Origin of the sequence: Rhizorhabdus dicambivorans, from assembly GCF_002355275.1 — a bacterium.
Lineage (GTDB): Bacteria > Pseudomonadota > Alphaproteobacteria > Sphingomonadales > Sphingomonadaceae > Rhizorhabdus > Rhizorhabdus dicambivorans.
Map to the genome: position 1 here is coordinate 3037014 of NZ_CP023449.1, position 17237 is coordinate 3054250.

Below are 17237 nucleotides of genomic sequence, written 5' to 3' on the forward strand. Positions count from 1 at the left end.
CCCCCGGCATTCGGGATGATGCTCAGCCCAGGATTCCCGGCAGGTCGAGGCCCTTTTCCACGGCACAGGCGCGGGCGATGTCGTAGCCCGCATCGGCGTGGCGCATCACGCCGGTACCGGGATCGTTCCACAGCACACGCTCCAGCCGCTTCGCCGCCTCCGGCGTACCATCGGCGACAATCACCATGCCGCTATGCTGCGAATAGCCCATGCCGACCCCGCCGCCATGGTGGAGCGACACCCAGGTCGCGCCGCTCGCCGTGTTGAGCAGGGCGTTGAGCAAGGGCCAGTCGCTGACCGCATCCGAACCGTCGCGCATCGCCTCGGTTTCCCGGTTCGGCGAGGCGACCGAGCCCGAGTCCAGATGATCGCGGCCGATCACGACGGGGGCTTTCAGCTCACCGCTCGCGACCATCTCGTTGAAGGCCAGGCCGAGCCGATGCCGATCGCCGAGACCGACCCAGCAGATGCGCGCGGGCAAGCCCTGGAACTGTATCCTCGCGCGCGCCATGTCGAGCCAGTTGTGGAGATGCGCGTTGTCCGGAAGCAGTTCCTTCACCTTCGCGTCGGTCCTGTAGATATCCTCCGGATCACCCGACAGCGCCACCCAGCGGAACGGACCGATGCCCCGGCAGAACAGCGGACGGACATAGGCGGGGACGAAGCCCGGAAAGTCGAAGGCATTCTCCACGCCTTCGTCCTTCGCCATCTGGCGGATATTGTTGCCGTAATCGGTCGTCGGCACGCCCGCCGCCTGCAGGTCCAGCATCGCCCGCACATGCACCGCCATCGACGCCTTCGCGGCCGTGGCAACCGCGGAGGGATCACTCTCGCGCTTCGAAAACCATTGGTCGAGGCTCCAGCCGGCCGGGAGGTAGCCATTGACCGGATCGTGTGCCGACGTCTGGTCGGTGAGAAGATCGGGGCGAATGCCGCGACGCACCACCTCCGGCAGCAGTTCGGCGGCGTTGCCGAGCAGGCCGACGGAGACCGGCTTGCCCTGGGCGTGGCTCGCTTCGATCATCGCGATCGCCTCGTCGAGGCTCGCCGCCTGCCGATCGAGGTAGCCGGTGCGCAGGCGCATCTCGATGCGGCTCGGCTGGCATTCGATCGCCAGGCAGCTCGCCCCCGCCATCACCGCCGCGAGCGGCTGCGCGCCGCCCATGCCGCCGAGCCCGGCGGTGAGCAGCCAGCGGCCCGACAGATCACCGCCATAATGCTGGCGGCCCATCTCCACGAATGTCTCGTAGGTGCCCTGGACGATGCCCTGGCTGCCGATATAGATCCAGCTGCCCGCGGTCATCTGCCCGTACATCATCAGGCCTTTGCGATCGAGCTCGTGGAAATGCTCCCAATTCGCCCATGCGGGAACGAGGTTGGAATTGGCGAGCAGCACGCGCGGAGCATTCTCGTGGGTACGAAACACGCCGACGGGCTTTCCCGACTGGATCAGCAGCGTTTCGTCGCCCTCCAGCCGCTTCAACGTCTCGACGATCCTGTCATAGCTTTCCCAGTCGCGCGCGGCGCGGCCGATGCCGCCATAGACGACCAGTTCATGTGGCGCCTCGGCGACGTCGGGGTGAAGGTTGTTCATCAGCATCCGCAGCGGCGCTTCGGTGAGCCAGCTCTTCGCGCTGATCGCGCTGCCGGTCGCGGGCCGGATCACGCGGCTGTTGTCGAGGCGGGTGGTCATGACTTTCCTTTCGCAAAATCGCGGGCGGCGGCGATGACCTGTCGAAGGGACGCCAGGACAGCAGGGTCGGAATCGAGCGGCGACGGCCAATTGGCCGGGGTGCGTGGCACGGGTTCGGCCATATAGCCGCGCTGGGCCAGTTCCATCTGGATCGCATGGATGCCCCGCCCCGGATCACCATAATGGCGCGTCGTCCAGCCACCCTTGAAACGGCCGTTGACGACATGGCCGTGGCCACTCGCCGCGCAGATGACGTCGACGGCGGCTTCGAGTTCGGGCGCGCAGGTCGCGCCGCCGTTGGTGCCGATGTTGAACTGCGGCAATTCGCCGTCGAACAGGCGCGGGACGCGGCTGCGGATCGAATGGGCGTCGTAGAGCACCACCGTGCCATGGGCCGCTTTCAGGCGGCGAAGCTCGCCCGCCAGGGCTTCATGATAGGGGCGATGGAACAGGCCGAGCCGGCGCTCGATTTCGGCCTGGTCCGGTCCATTGACCCGGTAGAGGGGGTCGCCGTCGAAGGTCGTCGTCGGGCAGAGGTCGGTCGTCGCCTGTCCGGGATATAGCGAGGCGCCCGACGGATCGCGGTTCATGTCGATCACGCTGCGCGAAATGCCGGTGGCGACCAGGGTCGCCCCGAGATCGGCGGCGAAGGCGTAGAGATCGGCGATCCACCAGTCGGTATCGATCCGCGCCTGCCAGGGGGAAACGAACTGTTCGTCGAGGCCGGCGAGGTCCGTCCCGCCATGGGGAAAGGCGATGACGAGCGGCGCATCGCCGCGATGCACGCGCAGCCAGTCCATCAGACGATGCCCGGCAGGCCGGCGGGGACCGAAGCGACGAGGCTGCCCGTGCGGACAAGCGCGGTTGCCGCGACCATGTCCGGATGGAAATGCCGATCGTCCTCCAGCGCCGGGACGGCGGCGCGCAGGTGCATGTGCGCGGCCTGCAGCGCATCGCTCGATTTCAGCGGGGCGTGAAAGTCGATCCCCTGGCAGGCGGCGAGCCATTCGATCGCGATCACCGCGCTGACATTATCGGCCATGTCGAGCAGGCGGCGCGCGCCATGGGCGGCCATCGACACATGATCCTCCTGATTGGCCGAGGTCGGGATCGAATCGACGCTCGCGGGATAGGCGCGCTGCTTGTTCTCACTGACAAGCGCGGCCGCGGTGACCTGAGGGATCATGAACCCCGAATTGAGGCCCGGGCGCGGCGTGAGGAAGGCGGGGAGACCGGACAGCGCCGGATCGACGAGCATGGCGATGCGGCGCTCGGATATCGAGCCGATCTCGCACAGCGCCAGCGCGATCATGTCGGCGGCGAAGGCGACGGGTTCGGCATGGAAATTGCCGCCGGACAAGGCCTCGTCACTGTCGGCGAAGATCAGCGGATTATCGGAAACGCCATTGGCCTCGATGCCGAGCGTCGCCCCCGCCTGCCGGAGAAGATCGAGCGCGGCGCCCATGACCTGTGGCTGGCAGCGCAGGCAGTAGGGGTCCTGAACGCGCGAATCTCCCGAGGCGTGCGAGGCACGGATCGCCGATCCGGCCATCAGGCGGCGCAGCGCATCGCCGACGTCCCGCTGCCCGGCATGGCCGCGCAGCGCATGGATGCGCGCGTCGAACGGCGCATCGGAGCCCTTTGCCGCCTCGGTCGACAGGGCGCCGGTGACGAGGGCTGAACGGAAGATGGTCTCGGCCCGGAACAGCCCCGCCAGCGCGTTGGCGGTGGAGAATTGCGTGCCGTTGAGCAGGGCGAGCCCCTCCTTGGGACCAAGGTCGAGGGGGGCGAGGCCGGCCTGCCGGAGCGCCTCGGCGGCGGGAACCCGCCGGCCCTCCAGCTCTATCTCACCCACGCCGATCATCGCGGCGGCCATATGCGCCAGCGGAGCGAGGTCACCGCTCGCACCGACCGAGCCCTGCGACGGCACGACCGGCACAAGGCCCCTCACCAGCATGGCTTCGAGCATCGCCACGGTCTCGCGGCGTACGCCCGAGGCGCCCATGCCGAAGCTTGCCAGCTTGAGCGCCATCATCAGGCGGACCACCGGCACGGGTGACGGGGCGCCGGTGCCCGCCGCGTGGCTGAGCACGATGTTGCGCTGGAGCGTCGACAGTTCATCATCGGCGATGCGCACGCTGGCGAGCTTTCCGAAGCCGGTGTTGATGCCATAGACCGGAGCGCCCCTGGCAACGATGCGCGCGACCGCCGCGGCGCTGGCGTCGATCGCGTCCCATGCGCCCGCGTCGAGCGCGACGTCCGCGCCTTCGTAGATCGCGTTCCAGTCGGCGAGCGTGGTGGCGCCGGGCTTGATGATCATCGTCCGTCCTTGATGCGTTGATGAAGCGGGTTGAAACCGAGGCGGTACACCAGCTCGGCGGGGTCCCCGACGTTCCAGATCGCGAGGTCGCAGGCCTTGCCGGCCTCGATCGTGCCGATCGCATCGGTAAGGCCGAGCGCCGCCGCCGCGTTGACGGTGACGCCGCGCAGCGCCTCCACCACCGTCAGCCCGAACAATGTCGCGCCCATGTTGAGCATCAGCAGCAGCGACGTCGTCGGCGAGGTGCCGGGATTGCTGTCGGTCGCGAGCGCGATGCGGGTTCGGTGGCGGCGCATCGCGTCGATCGGCGGCAACCTGGTCTCGCGCATGAAATAATAGGCGCCGGGGAGAAGCACCGCGACCGTGCCGGCCCGCGCCATCGCGCGGACATCCTCGTCGCCGGCATGTTCCAGATGATCGGCGGACAAGGCGCCATGGCGCGCGGCGACCGCGCTGCCGTGGAGCGCCGAGAGCTGCTCGGCGTGAAGCTTGACCGCAAGGCCATGCGCCCTCGCCGCTTCGAGCACGCGGGCACATTGCGCCGGCGAGAAGCCGATACCCTCGCAAAAGGCATCGACCGCGGTCGCCAGCGGCGCGGCGGCGGGGATCATCTCGTTGCAGACGAGATCGATATAGGCGTCGCTGTCGTCGCGATATTCGGGCGGCAGCGCATGTGCGCCGAGAAAGGTGGGCTCGACGCGGACCCGCCGCCGCTCGCCGAGCGCGCGGGCGGCCCGGAGCATCTTGAGCTCATCCCCGGTCGAGAGGCCATAGCCCGACTTGATCTCGATCGTCGTGACGCCCTCGGCGATCAGCGCATCGAGACGGGGAAGCGCGGTGCCGATCAGGTCGGCCTCGCTCGCCGCGCGGGTCGCGCGCATCGTCGAGACGATGCCGCCGCCGGCGCGGGCGATATCCTCATAGCTCGCGCCTTCGAGCCGCATCGCCCATTCGTTCGCGCGGTTGCCGCCGTGGACGAGGTGGGTGTGGCAGTCGATCAGCCCCGGGGTGACGAGGCGGCCCTCGCAGGAGAAGGTCTCGACCGCGTCAGCCGGAGGCGCCGCGTCGCGCGGGCCTGCGTAAAGAATGACGCCGTCGCGCTGGGCGACGAGGCCGTCCTCGACGATGCCCAGCCCCTCCCCCGTCATCGTCGCCAGGCGCGCATCCTTCCAGATCGCATCGCACTTCATCGATTTGCCCTTCGCCATCGCCTTATCATGATTGCATCAATGTCATTTAATGTATAGACAAAAAAATGAACGAGGAGGAGCTGCTGGGGATGATGCGATCGACTCCTGTTTCATCGCTGTTTTTCGATCATCTGCTCCTCCCCGGGGGATGGGCGCGCGATGTCCGGGTGACAGTGAGCGACGGCGCCATCGCCACGATCGAGGCGGACTCGCGGCCCGCCGCGCAGGATCAGCGCCACGGATGCGGCCTGCCGGGCATGCCCAACCTGCACAGCCACGCCTTCCAGCGCGGCATCGCCGGCCTGACCGAAAAACCGGGGGCCGGAGAGGATAATTTCTGGTCCTGGCGCGAACATATGTATCGCTTCGTCGACCGCATGACCCCGGCCGACATGCAGGCGATTGCCGCCCTCGCTTATATGGAGATGCTGGAGGGGGGCTTCACCCGTGTCGGCGAGTTCCACTATCTCCACCATGATCGGGATGGTGGCCATTACGGGGACACGGCGGAAATGAGCGCAGCGCTCGTCGCGGCGGCGGAGGAGAGCGGCATCGGCCTGACGCTCCTGCCGGTGCTCTATCGCCATTCCGGCTTCGGCGCCCAGCCTCCCCAGGATCGGCAAGCCCGTTTCGTTACCTCGCTCGACGACTATGCCCGGCTGATCGAGGGCGCCGATCGGCATGTCGCCCGCCTGCCCGACGGGATCGTCGGCATCGCCCCGCACAGCCTGCGCGCCGTTTCGGCCCGCGATCTCGACGGCCTGGCGCCGCTGATGGCCGGCCGCCCGGTCCATATCCATATCGCCGAGCAGATGAAGGAAGTCGAAGACTGCATCGCGTGGAGCGGCCGGCGCCCGGTGGAATGGCTCCTCGACCATGCCGATGTCGACAACAGCTGGTGCCTCGTCCATGCGACCCACATGAGCGAGACCGAAACCATGGCGATGGCGCGCAGCGGCGCGATCGCCGGCCTCTGCCCGATCACGGAGGCCAATCTTGGCGACGGCTTCTTCCCGGCAAGGGCGTTCATCGCGGCGGGAGGCCGCTATGGTATCGGCAGCGATTCCAACGTGTCGATCGACTGCGCCGAGGAGCTGCGGCTGCTGGAATATGGGCAGCGGCTGGTCCATCGCGGCCGCAATATCATGGCGCATGAGACCGGCTGGTCGACCGGGGCCGCGCTCTATTGCGCGGCGCTCGACGGCGGCACGGCGGCGCTGGGCGTCGGCAGCGGGCTTTCCGCCGGCGCACCGGCCGACATCGTCAGCCTCGACCTCGACCATCCCACCCTCGCCTGCCGGAGCGGCGACGCGCTGATTGACAGCTTCCTGTTCGCCGCCGGGCGATCGGCCGTCGACTGCGTATGGCGCCGTGGCGAAAAACTCGTGTCCGGCGGCAGGCACCGTGCGCGGGAACGGGTGACGAAACGATATCGTGCGGCGCTGGAGAGACTAATCCCGTGAGGATGCCGCTGCACGAACGGATAAGGTCCGATTTCGAAGGACGTATCCTGGACGGGTCGCTCGCGCCAGGCGCCCGCCTGCCGACCGAGGCGGCGCTGATGCAGGCCTATGATTGCTCGCGCATGACCGTGAACAAGGCCTTGTCGAGCCTGGCCGATGCCGGCCTGATCGACCGGCGCAAGAAGGCCGGTACTTTCGTCGCGCGGCCCAGGGTGCATTCGATGGTTCTCGACGTCCCCGATATCTGCGCGGAGGTGCGGCAGAGGGGGCAGGCCTATATCTATCGCTCGCTGGCCCGCGTGCTGCGGATGCCGCAGGCGGACGATGCCGACGAAGTCTCGCTGGCGGGGGGCGGCAATCTCCTGCAGATCGACGGCCTCCACATTGCCGACAACGTGCCGCTCAGCCTTGAACATCGCCTGGTGAGCGTCGCGGCGGTCCCGCACATGGCCGATGCCGAGATACGCGACATGTCGCCAGGCGGATGGCTGCTGCAGCATGTTCCCTGGACCGAAGCCGAGACCCGCATTTCCGCGGTGGCGGCCGATCCCGCAGAAGCGGGCCTGCTGGAGGTTGCCGCCGGATCGCCATGCCTGAGCGTCGAGCGCCGGACCTGGCGAGGGAGCGATCGAATAACCTATGTGCGCCAGCTATTTCCGGGCGCGGCCTATGACATGATCGCGCGTTTCGGTCCGGCGGTTTCGCTGCGCGGGTCGGGCGGCTGACGATAGCATGAAGGGTGTGGTCGTTTGCTTTAAGAAGGAGACATCGGGGTAGATCCCGCCGAATCTTCATTATAAGATAAGCCGAGCCTAGTTTCGATACTAAGCCCGCTTCGCGATACTTATTTTTCTTGCGTGATATCAGCACGAGGCTGGTTTCGTCTTCCTCGGATTAGCTACATGAACGATCGTCACTGCGGCTTATTGTATGAAGGATTGGCGACGATGCCTTAATTCGTGCCAGTCCGTCCTAGATGGATATGACCGAGAAACAGTGAGCAGCCTTCTGAGACCCAAGCTACTCAGCCTATCCAGTAGAACTAGATGTGGTGCGGGCAGGTGCAGCCTAGTCAACGTTCGCCTTTTCGAGCATAGAACCATCCTGTGGAAGACCTCTGATCCAAGGAGCAACATGATGCGGATGGTACTGGCTATTACAGCTCTTATCGCTCATGCAGCAGTAGAAGCTCAGCCACCTTCTGATAAACAATGCCTTGATCATCGTATAGATAGATCGCTGAACTCCACAAAAATTACAGCTACAAATCATTGCACCCGTCCCCTACTGGCGAATATTTGCGCTCGAGTAGAAGGCAGGATCGGGGAAGAAAAGCAAGGGCACCGGATCGAACCGGGTCGCAGCCATAGCTTCGACCTGTTCAATCCGAAACAAGCGCAAGTGAGCTACAATATTGCGCACTGTGAGCCGGGAACCAGTCTCCGATTAGATTTATGTGTGCCGAGTTGCCCTCCAGATCTTGGAACATCGGAAACGACGAAGGGCATTGCTGGTAGTCAGCACCGCAGGAGCACCGAATCGCAGAATGGGCCACAAGACACGAGCATGAATGCCGACCATAGGGTGAAGCAGGCCGAAGCCGAACTGGCGGCGGCGCGAGATCGCTATTCAGACAAGCATCCCGAGGTCATCTTCGCGCGCCAGAAGCTGATCGAGGCGCGTGCCGCGCGAAATCGCCCCGACTGAACAGTTCCACGCCGCCGTGTTTAATAGTCGTACGTTTCACACTAGGCTCACAAGATAGGTTGACAGGCAAAATGAGCCAGGGTTATGAGCCGAGCAATTGTCACCCTAACTTGTGAGCCAAGACCATGTCACACCGCGTCGCCTACTACCGCGTCAGCTCATCCGACCAATCCATCGAAGCCCAGCGGATCGCCATGGGTGGCCCCTTCGATCAGGAGTATTCCGACGAAGGGGTGCGCGGTGGGGTGATGGCGGCCGAGCGCCCCGGCTTCGCTGCCATGGTCGCAAGCCTCCGCAGCGGTGACACCGTCCATGTTTACGCGGTGGACCGACTAGGCCGCGATGCCATCGACGTGCAGGCGACGGTGCGCGGACTAATCGACGCCGGGGTGATGGTGGACGTTCACGGCATCGGTCCCATAGGGCGCGGGGTTGGAGAACTGATCCTAGCCGTTCTGGCCCAAGTCGCGGAGATGGAGCGCCGCCGCATCGCGGAGCGTACCGAGGCAGGCCGTGAGGCCGCCCGCAGGGCACTCGCGGAGACCGGCAAGACCCACCGGGGGAAGGACAGCCTTGGTCGCCCCTTCGCTGCTGACAAGGACACCGTGAACGCATGGAGGAGCGCCAACAAGGCATCCATCGCGGAGACAGCCGATCATTTCGGCATCAGCATCGCCACCGTGAAGCGGTACCGACCCATCATGTTCGGCAAAGACCTCCTGTAGGCCCCGCGTCTCCGACGCCCTGCTTTTTCCCCTCGCGGGTTAGGGGACGGCGAAGCCGGTGGGACTGGACAACAGCCACTGGCGACCTCGCTGCTCTAATGATCCACTCACTCGGATGGGTCGGCCAGTAGCGTGCGCTTCCACCGCCAGCAGATAAGCCTCCGGGTCCAGAGAAAGGCGCACGGTGATGTCGCCGAGAGATTCGCTCGACCACAGAACGGCGATTTCTCGTTCGCCCATAACGTCGAGTAGGTCCGAGGGGTCTGCCTGTGTAGCGAGCTTCACCACACGGCCGAACACTGTCTCATCACGCGGCGCGGCTCGAGTTCGCAATGCCTTGGCAGCGGCCCGGCTGATCTCCACATGGCGCGGGCCAACGACGAACGGAGTTTGATCTTCAGGGGGGAGTTCGGTGACCCATTCCGGACTAAGGGAGAACTCGAAGGTCAGGGCGGTGTAGGAAGTCTCCTCAATCATCGCCGCCAACAGCTCGCAGGCGTTCGCTCCGAATCCGGCCTTGGCTGACTCAACGATCCATGCGGGATCATCCTTGGTCGCAGCCTGACAAACGGCAGCTATACCTTTGGCGAAACGCTCTACGACCCGTCGCTCGAATGGACCACGCTGGATACCATCGAACGTCGGCTCAAGATTGGGCTCAAGAGGAGATTCGATGGTGAAACCGAAGCTGCCTTTGAAGGTATGCCCGAACCTGCACCGGTCAGCGTATTCGGAAGCCTCCTTCCTCACTCGCAGGAAGAAAGGTTCGGGATGCAGTTCGGTTGTCGCGGTCGCGGCAAGCAGCTGCCTGATCCCCAAAACATAGTTACGAGCAACCTCTAGGCGAATGGTGTCATCCAGCACGGCGCCATCTGGAATCCGAGAACGGATCACGTCAAAGCCAATCGCCCGGATCGACGCTGCGACCTCGGCGGGGGTTCGCTCTTCGACTTCTGCCAAAATGCGGACCGCGCGTTCGATCTCCAGCTGATATCCGGGGGCCGACGCATCGTTCGGAACGACCAACTCCACGCCATCGAGCGTGTCGGCAGGTTGTAGGTAGACATCGAAATTTCGGCGCGGCGTCGAGCGACCACCGAGCAGGGCGCGGGCGGCTGCAGTCTCGGCTGTGGACTGAGCGGCGAACGATTGCTGAGCGACATTCCAATGGCGTGCAACGAGGTAGCGCCGGAGCATCTCTAACGGAATGCCGCCGACATCCTGACGTCGAAAGTCGGGTGCTATCGCCATGACTGCATCCGCCTCAACTTTTCCGCCTCCATCAGTTCGAGGAGGCTCTGGGGGGTCAGGACTTGACCTTCAGGTATCCTAATACGTTTCGTCGTATCGCCGCCGCAGGGCTCGCCGCGAAGAACATGCCAATAGCAACAGTTCTTCAAGACCGTCGAGTGTGAAGCGGTAGCGTGCCAATCCCCCTGCTCCTTCGGAAGGCAGAGCAACACGAGGAGGAGTGTACATTCATCATCGGTGCGGGTGACCATATCGTCGAAGGTCTTTGCCTCCAGATCGTAGACCACATGACCTTCGTCCATCGACCATCTCGTCGTGGCCTTCGCCTGGAACTGCAACGGGAAGCCCGAGGTAATCCTGCGCCTGCCCCTGATGACAACCGGATCGAACTGACCATCGACCCCGTAATCGTGGCAGTGGCCAAGCGCGAGGTTGACTCCGGCCACGCCAGCGAGGGCTTGGATGTGAGCTGAACACAGGCATTCCTGCGTATGCTGTATAGTTATCGACACTACCTGAAGCGCCCCCGCCCCTCCCCGCCCCAGCGGTTGAGGATCGGTAGCAGCCCCTTGGGATGCTGTTCAATCCCTCGCTGACCATCCGGCTATCAGGACTACTCCCTAGGTGGGCAGGCGACAGTCGGCGCTTGAGGAACTTCGCAGCCGCTTCGTCGGAGCGGGAGATTCGCAGATTTCCCCCGCGTGTCGTCCAAATCTCATCCACCGCCCGACACACGGGTACTGCGATGGGGTACACCGACCACACCCATTTCCGCCTAAGTGTATTGAAATAATGGAGTTTTTCGGCCGGTCAGACGGCTGGCGGAGACGGAGGGATTCGAACCCTCGGTAGGAGTAATCCCCCTACGGCGGTTTAGCAAACCGCTGGTTTCAGCCACTCACCCACGTCTCCGGGCCGGCAGGAGGCGGGCTATAGCGGGGACCTGCGACGCGATCAACCGCCTCACGCGGCAAATCTGCCAGCAATATTCATGATCGCGTTCATTGCAGCGACAGCCAAAAGCGGCTTTACCTAGCGCGCGGCAAAGCTGGCAGTGGAGTATGTGATGATCAAGGGGACGTTGCTGGGTCTTTCGGCTGCGGTCGCGCTGGCCTTTGCGGGTGCGGCGCAGGCACAGATCCAGACGGTCGACCCGAACCAGGCGAACGACCTCGCCCCGGTCCCGGCCAGCGAGGCGGGCTATGGCACCAGGGTGACGGCGCCCACCGCCGCGGCCGACGAGGCAGCGGCAGCCGCGCCCACCAGCACCGAGGCGGCGGCCGATGCGGTCTCGGTCGAGGGGGGTGCGATGCCGGTGGCGACGCAGGGCGCCCAGACCGCCGACACGGCGGGTGGCACCACCTATGCGCAGGACGACGTGCTGAGCGCCGCCGAGGGGGTATTCGGCAAGGGCGCCGAAGGCCTCGCCAAGCTGATCGAGAAGGTGTTCGCCGAACAGGGCCGCCCCAATGCCTATATCGCCGGCCGCGAGGCGGGCGGCGCGATCATCGTCGGGGTGCGCTACGGATCGGGCACGCTGTTCCACAAGGTGGAGGGCCAGCTGCCGATCTACTGGACCGGCCCGTCACTGGGCTTCGATCTGGGCGCCAACGGCGCCAAGAGCTTCGTTCTGGTCTATAATCTGTTCGACAGCGCCGACATCTTCAAGCGCTACCCCGCCGTGGAGGGCACCGCCTATATCGTCGGCGGCTTCACCGCGACCTATCTGCGGCGCGGCGACGTGGTGCTGATCCCGATCCGCCTGGGCGTCGGCTGGCGGCTGGGCGTCAATGTCGGCTATATGAACTTCACGCGGAAATCGAAGTCGATCCCCTTCTGATCCCCGGCGCCCCGGCAGAGGCCGGGGCCGTCTCACCGGCTCCGGCGCCGCGCGCGTCGCTTACGGCCTCCGCCGCGGCGACGCGCGGGACAGCCGGGTTACTTGGGGTCACAGCACATATTTCGACAGGTCGGTGTTGCGCGCCACCGCGCTGAGCTGCGCGTCGACATAGGCCGCATCGACCCGGACGGTGCTGCCCTGGCGATCCTCGGCATCGAAGCTCACCTCCTCCAGAAGCTTCTCCATCACGGTCGAGAGCCTGCGGGCGCCGATATTCTCGATCTGGCCGTTTACCTCGGCCGCGATCTTCGCGATCGCGGCGATACCGTCGTCGGTGAACTCCACGGAGACCCCTTCGGTCGCGATCAGCGCGCGATACTGTTCGGTCAGACTTGCGCGGGTGTCGGAGAGGATGCGGACGAAATCCTCCTCGGTCAGCGCCTTCAACTCGACGCGGATCGGCAGGCGGCCCTGCAGTTCGGGCAGAAGGTCCGACGGCTTGGCGACATGGAAGGCTCCGCTCGCGATGAACAATATATGGTCGGTCTTGAGCGGCCCATATTTGGTCGAGACGGTGGTGCCTTCGATCAGCGGCAGCAGATCGCGTTGCACGCCCTCACGGCTCACCGATCCCCCGCGCACGTCGCTGACCGCGATCTTGTCGATCTCGTCGAGGAAGACGATGCCGTTCTGCTCGGCATCCTGGAGCGCGACCCGGCTGACCTCGTCCTGGTCGAGCCGCTTGTCGGCTTCTTCGTCGACCAGCTTGGACCAGGCGGCGCGCACCGTCATCTTGCGGCGCTTGGTGCGGCCCTGGCCCAACGCCTTGCCCATCATGTCGCTGAGGTTGATCATGCCGACCTGGCCGTTCATGCCGGGCATCTCGAACGGCATGCCGCCCGACTCCTCGACCTCGATCTCGATCTCCTTGTCGTCGAGCTGATGCTCCTCGAAACGCTGGCGGAAGGCGAGCCGGGTCGCCTCGCTGGCGTCCTTGCCGACCAGCGCATCGAGCAGGCGCGCCATTGCGGCTTCCTCAGCCTTGTCCTTCACCGCCGCGCGGCGGCGCTCCTTCTCCAGCCGCACCGCTTCCTCGACCAGATCGCGGGCAATCTGCTCGACGTCGCGGCCGACATACCCGACCTCGGTGAACTTGGTCGCCTCGACCTTGACGAAGGGGGCGTCGGCAAGCTTCGCCAGCCGGCGGCTGATCTCGGTCTTGCCGCAGCCGGTGGGCCCGATCATCAGGATGTTCTTGGGCGTAACCTCGTCGCGCAGATTTTCCGGCAGGCGCTGGCGGCGCCACCTGTTGCGCAACGCCACTGCGACGGCGCGCTTCGCATCGGCCTGACCGACGATGTGCGCGTCGAGCGCGGCGACAATGGCTTTGGGAGTCAGTTGATCGTTCATCTCTGTCGGGGCTTTCAGTCTTTGTCGCCAGGCCGGCGCGCAAGCGCCGTGGCGATGGCCTTGTCCTGCGTGGCGGCCAGGAAATTATTGGGGTAGATCGGCACTGGCGCGGTCAGCGCGTCCAGTTCGGCGATCTCGGCGGGATCCAGGGCAACATTCACCGCCCCCAGATTGTCGGCGAGCTGGCTCGGCTTGGCGGCGCCGAGGATCACGCTGCTCACCTCGTCCTTCGCCAGCAGCCAGGCGAGCGCGACCTGGGCGACGGAGGCGCCCTTCGCCTCGGCGATCGGGCGAAGCCTGTCCACCACCGCGAAACCCCGCTCGAAATCGAAGCGGTGCCAGATCGAGGCGGACAGGCGGTTGGCCGGGTCCGATATATTGTCGGGCGTATATTTGCCGCTCAGGAAACCGCTCGACAGCGGGCTCCACACCGTCAGGCCGATACCGAAATGGCGCATCATCGGCACGACGTCATGCTCGATGTCGCGATCGAGCAGCGAATAGCTCATCTGGCCGTGGGTGAAGGGCGCCCAGCCATTGGCCCGCTGCATCTCCAGCGCCGCAGACACCATCCAGGCCGGCCAGTTGGAAAAGCCCAGATAGCGCGCCTTGCCGCTGCGCACGATCTGGTCGAGCGTGGACAGCGTCTCCTCCAGCGGCGTCAGCGGATCGGCGCGGTGGCAGATATAGACGTCGACATAGTCGGTCCCGAGCCGGTCGAGGCTCTTGTCGATCGCGTTCAGCAGATGCGTACGACTGAGCCCCCGGCCATTATGGTCCTCCCCCGTCCGCGTGCCCGCCTTGGTGGCGATCACCACCCTGTCGCGATACGGCGCGAGGGCGCGGCCCAGCAGCATCTCGGACTCGCCATAGGCATAGATGTCGGCGGTATCGAAGAAGTTGATCCCGGCGTCGAGCGCCTGGCCGACGATCGCGTCGACGCCATCGGCCCGGATCCGATCGAGGTTCGGCATGCGGACCGCGCCGTCGCTGAAGGTCATCGCCCCGAAGGACAGGCGCGAGACGATGAGGCCCGTGCGGCCCAATTTGGAATAGAGCATCGAATCTCCCCGTTCAGGCGGCGCTGTCGAGCGTCTCGATCGTCAGGCTGTCATTGGTGAAGACGCAGAGTTCGGCGGCGATCGCCATCGCCTTGCGGCAGATCGTCTCGGCATCGGCTTCGTAATCGACCAGCGCGCGCGCCGCCGACAGGGCGAAATTGCCGCCCGACCCGATCGCCGCGACCCCGCCGACCGGCTCCAGCACGTCGCCATTGCCGGTCAGGATCAGCGTCACCTGCTTGTCGGCGACGATCATCATCGCCTCCAGGTTGCGGAGATATTTGTCGGTCCGCCAGTCCTTGGCCAGCTCGACCGCGGCACGCAGCAGCTGGCCGCCGAACTGCTCCAGCTTGCGCTCCAGCCGGTCGAACAAAGTGAAGGCATCGGCGGTGGCACCGGCGAAGCCGCCGATCACCGATCCGTCACCCAGCTTGCGTACCTTGCGGGCATTGGGCTTCATCACCGTATTGCCCATCGAGACCTGGCCATCGCCGATCACGACCACCTTGCCGCCCTTGCGCACCGACAGGATCGTGGTGCCATGCCATTTGGGGAGTTCGCTCATATGCTTCCTGAATGCTTTGCGGGGGCGATATGGGGTGCCCGCTCCGCGAGTGCAATCGCGTCAGTTACGGCCAAGGAACATGAAGCAGGCGGCGCCGACCATGCAGGCGAAGGCGCCGACATGCCGCCAGCCGAGCTGCTCGCCGAGCACCAGCACGGCGAAGCCGGCGAACACCAATAGCGTGATGATCTCCTGCGCGATCTTGAGCTGGCCCGCGCTCCAGCCGTGGAGATAGCCGATCCGGTTGGCCGGCACGGCGAAGCAATATTCGATCAGCGCGATCCCCCAAGAGGCGAGGATCACGATCCAGAGGCGCGTGTCGGTGAACTTCAGATGGCCGTACCAGGCGATCGTCATGAACAGATTGGAGGCGACGAGGAGGGCGAGCGGAGTCAGCGTCATGCCCGCAGGCATAACGCGAACGCCGTTCAAGGAAAGGGGGTCAGGCCGCCTGGGGGTAGAGGGCGACGCTGTCGCGGCGGCGCATGATGCCACCGACCAGCCCGAAGCCAACGAGCAGCATCAGCCAGGTGCCGGGCTCGGGCGCGGTGATCGGCGTGCCGCCGCCCCCGCCACTGACCAGCGCGCCGACGCCGATGCCCGACGAACTGCCGTTCACGGTCGGGTTGATCGACTGGAAGCGGGTGACGAAATCCTCGAGCGTGACCTGGTTCATCACCTGCGAGAAGGTCAGCGCGAAGGTGCCGTTGCCGGTCTGGTTCTGGATCAGGCCGCCCGACCCGCCGGTGCAATTGCCGTTGCTGTCCGCTTCGAAGCAGACGTCGACCTTGCCGAAGCCCTCGGGGAAATTATTGTTGAAATTGGTGCTCGAGAAAAATCCCGTCGAACCGGCGCCGGTCGCATCGGGGCTCACATCGAAGCCGAACGAGGTCAGGCGCGACGAGACGCTCGAGTCGTTCGTGATCGCGTAGCTGAAATTATAGGTCAGCCCGCTGTTGGTGACCCCGTTGAAGATGAAATTGCCAAGACCGCCAACCAGGTTCGTGGTCGACCCACCAACCTGACCCGTATAGTCGATCGTGAAATTATAGCCCACATTGGACGCATTCACGATGACGGCTGAAGAGGCCGGTGCGCCCATGGCTGCAGCCAGCATAGCGGCCGCAATGGCCAGTTTCACACGACGCATCATACGCATACCCCAGTGACCGGACGAGCCCCACTGTCGCCAGCCCACCGGGCTTGTAGCACGGAATCGTTACGGACGCCACCTGGGGCCCATCGAAAGTCGAAGCCGTTCACCATCTTTTACCTTTCGCGCCCGCCCGTCCCGTGACGATGCCATAGCGTCGGCGCCTTAAGGCGGAGCTAAAATCCGCACGCTTCCCCACTTTCCCGTGAACAAGCGCGCGGCCGCGGCGTTGAGCATCGCGGCAGCGGGCATGACAGGGATCCGAGCGATGACGAAACGAAGCCATATGGCCCTGGTGGCCTTGCTCGCCTTCACCCTGCCGGCGCCGGCACAGGCCGAACGCAGCCTGGCATCGACCATCGCCGCGATCGACCAGAGCTTCATATGCCCGCAGTTCCTGCGCGACGACGCCGCGCGTGCTGCCGAGCAACTCGCCTTTTCGCGCGCGCTGCTGTCGGCCGGCCCGCGCCGCATCAGTTTCCGGGAAGCCAATTACATCCGTGCCCGCCTGCTCGAACGCCATGGCTGCGGTACGGCCGGCACAGCGGCCCCGGCCACTGTGCCACCCCCCGCCCCCGCCCCTGTCACCGCGCTGGCAGCAGCGACGACCGCTTCCGCCGCCGCCTCGAACTGATCGGATCATCGTCGATAGGCTAAAGTCTAATGCCGGCAGCACATGCACATGGCCGGCCTTAAGGCTTGGACAAAAGGCCGGCCCGCTAGAGAGGCGGTAACGCGATCCAGTGCGCGTCGTATCGTAGCTTTGCGTATCCGATCGGCCCCGCCGATCCTGTGTAGCGATTACCTGCAGGAGCAGGAACGCCGACCGCGCCGCCGATCGGGGGAAGGACGGCGCCCG

The 17237-nt window shown here is 65.2% G+C and carries 17 protein-coding genes and 1 tRNA gene; 6 read left to right on the forward strand and 12 right to left on the reverse strand.

The features are described 5' to 3' along the window. Positions 1 to 22: 22 nt before the first annotated feature. From hutU to hutI, 4 genes are read right to left on the reverse strand one after another with little or no spacing between them, the layout of a single operon-like run. Positions 23 to 1693: a urocanate hydratase gene (gene hutU, locus CMV14_RS14330; protein WP_066967311.1), complete on the reverse strand. Its 1671-nt coding sequence runs from the start codon at positions 1691 to 1693 to the stop codon at positions 23 to 25. Next, complete coding sequence (hutG, locus tag CMV14_RS14335; RefSeq protein WP_066967314.1) at positions 1690 to 2493, reverse strand: N-formylglutamate deformylase; 804 nt, start codon at positions 2491 to 2493, stop codon at positions 1690 to 1692. Before hutG ends, hutU begins: the two co-directional genes overlap by 4 nt. Then, complete coding sequence (gene hutH, locus CMV14_RS14340) at positions 2493 to 4013, reverse strand: histidine ammonia-lyase (RefSeq protein WP_066967318.1); 1521 nt, start codon at positions 4011 to 4013, stop codon at positions 2493 to 2495. Before hutH ends, hutG begins: the two co-directional genes overlap by 1 nt. Next, complete coding sequence (hutI, locus tag CMV14_RS14345; protein ID WP_066967385.1) at positions 4010 to 5203, reverse strand: imidazolonepropionase; 1194 nt, start codon at positions 5201 to 5203, stop codon at positions 4010 to 4012. The genes hutH and hutI overlap by 4 nt, the downstream gene beginning before the upstream one ends. 65 nt (positions 5204 to 5268) lie before the next feature. Between hutI and CMV14_RS14350 the strand changes: the two genes are divergently transcribed. The 4 genes from CMV14_RS14350 to CMV14_RS14360 all read left to right on the forward strand — a co-directional run bounded on the left by CMV14_RS14350 (position 5269) and on the right by CMV14_RS14360 (position 9098). Further along, positions 5269 to 6666 carry a formimidoylglutamate deiminase gene (locus tag CMV14_RS14350; protein ID WP_408014331.1) on the forward strand — a complete coding sequence of 466 codons (1398 nt, stop codon included), beginning with the start codon at positions 5269 to 5271 and terminating at the stop codon, positions 6664 to 6666. Next, positions 6663 to 7391: a histidine utilization transcriptional repressor HutC gene (hutC, locus tag CMV14_RS14355; RefSeq protein ID WP_066967321.1), complete on the forward strand. Its 729-nt coding sequence runs from the start codon at positions 6663 to 6665 to the stop codon at positions 7389 to 7391. Before CMV14_RS14350 ends, hutC begins: the two co-directional genes overlap by 4 nt. A 412-nt stretch (positions 7392 to 7803) precedes the next feature. Then, positions 7804 to 8373, forward strand: a complete 570-nt coding sequence (locus CMV14_RS26480; protein ID WP_139114760.1) for a hypothetical protein — start codon at positions 7804 to 7806, stop codon at positions 8371 to 8373. A gap of 125 nt (positions 8374 to 8498) precedes the next feature. Further along, complete coding sequence (locus CMV14_RS14360) at positions 8499 to 9098, forward strand: recombinase family protein (RefSeq protein ID WP_066967325.1); 600 nt, start codon at positions 8499 to 8501, stop codon at positions 9096 to 9098. A gap of 39 nt (positions 9099 to 9137) precedes the next feature. On the opposite strand, the gene CMV14_RS14365 is transcribed toward CMV14_RS14360, so the two are convergent. From CMV14_RS14365 to CMV14_RS14375, 3 genes are all read right to left on the reverse strand, one after another. Then, complete coding sequence (locus tag CMV14_RS14365) at positions 9138 to 10349, reverse strand: hypothetical protein (protein WP_066967328.1); 1212 nt, start codon at positions 10347 to 10349, stop codon at positions 9138 to 9140. Continuing rightward, complete coding sequence (locus tag CMV14_RS14370) at positions 10340 to 10795, reverse strand: DUF4365 domain-containing protein (protein WP_176489104.1); 456 nt, start codon at positions 10793 to 10795, stop codon at positions 10340 to 10342. The genes CMV14_RS14365 and CMV14_RS14370 overlap by 10 nt, the downstream gene beginning before the upstream one ends. Before the next feature lie 373 nt (positions 10796 to 11168). Continuing rightward, a tRNA-Ser gene (locus CMV14_RS14375) sits at positions 11169 to 11261 on the reverse strand. 154 nt (positions 11262 to 11415) lie between these two features. Between CMV14_RS14375 and CMV14_RS14380 the strand changes: the two genes are divergently transcribed. Beyond that, positions 11416 to 12189: a DUF1134 domain-containing protein gene (locus CMV14_RS14380; protein WP_066967335.1), complete on the forward strand. Its 774-nt coding sequence runs from the start codon at positions 11416 to 11418 to the stop codon at positions 12187 to 12189. 108 nt (positions 12190 to 12297) lie between these two features. Here CMV14_RS14380 and hslU read toward each other — a convergent pair whose 3' ends face one another. The 5 genes from hslU to CMV14_RS14405 are packed head-to-tail and all read right to left on the reverse strand — an operon-like array spanning position 12298 to position 16375. Further along, positions 12298 to 13599, reverse strand: a complete 1302-nt coding sequence (gene hslU, locus CMV14_RS14385) for an ATP-dependent protease ATPase subunit HslU (protein ID WP_066967338.1) — start codon at positions 13597 to 13599, stop codon at positions 12298 to 12300. 14 nt (positions 13600 to 13613) lie between these two features. After that, the gene (locus CMV14_RS14390) at positions 13614 to 14660 is read right to left on the reverse strand and encodes an aldo/keto reductase (protein WP_066967341.1); all 1047 of its coding nucleotides are present in this window, start codon (positions 14658 to 14660) and stop codon (positions 13614 to 13616) included. 13 nt (positions 14661 to 14673) lie between these two features. Continuing rightward, positions 14674 to 15225 (reverse strand): ATP-dependent protease subunit HslV, encoded by a 552-nt coding sequence (hslV, locus tag CMV14_RS14395; RefSeq protein ID WP_066967344.1) that lies wholly within the window; start codon positions 15223 to 15225, stop codon positions 14674 to 14676. A 60-nt stretch (positions 15226 to 15285) separates the two neighbouring features. Continuing rightward, positions 15286 to 15639 carry a DMT family protein gene (locus tag CMV14_RS14400; protein ID WP_066967348.1) on the reverse strand — a complete coding sequence of 118 codons (354 nt, stop codon included), beginning with the start codon at positions 15637 to 15639 and terminating at the stop codon, positions 15286 to 15288. 28 nt (positions 15640 to 15667) lie between these two features. Then, positions 15668 to 16375 carry a cistern family PEP-CTERM protein gene (locus tag CMV14_RS14405; RefSeq protein ID WP_238147302.1) on the reverse strand — a complete coding sequence of 236 codons (708 nt, stop codon included), beginning with the start codon at positions 16373 to 16375 and terminating at the stop codon, positions 15668 to 15670. A gap of 271 nt (positions 16376 to 16646) precedes the next feature. On the opposite strand from CMV14_RS14405, the gene CMV14_RS14410 reads away from it, so the two are divergent. Next, positions 16647 to 17012 (forward strand): hypothetical protein, encoded by a 366-nt coding sequence (locus CMV14_RS14410; protein WP_139114761.1) that lies wholly within the window; start codon positions 16647 to 16649, stop codon positions 17010 to 17012. Positions 17013 to 17237: the final 225 nt, after the last annotated feature.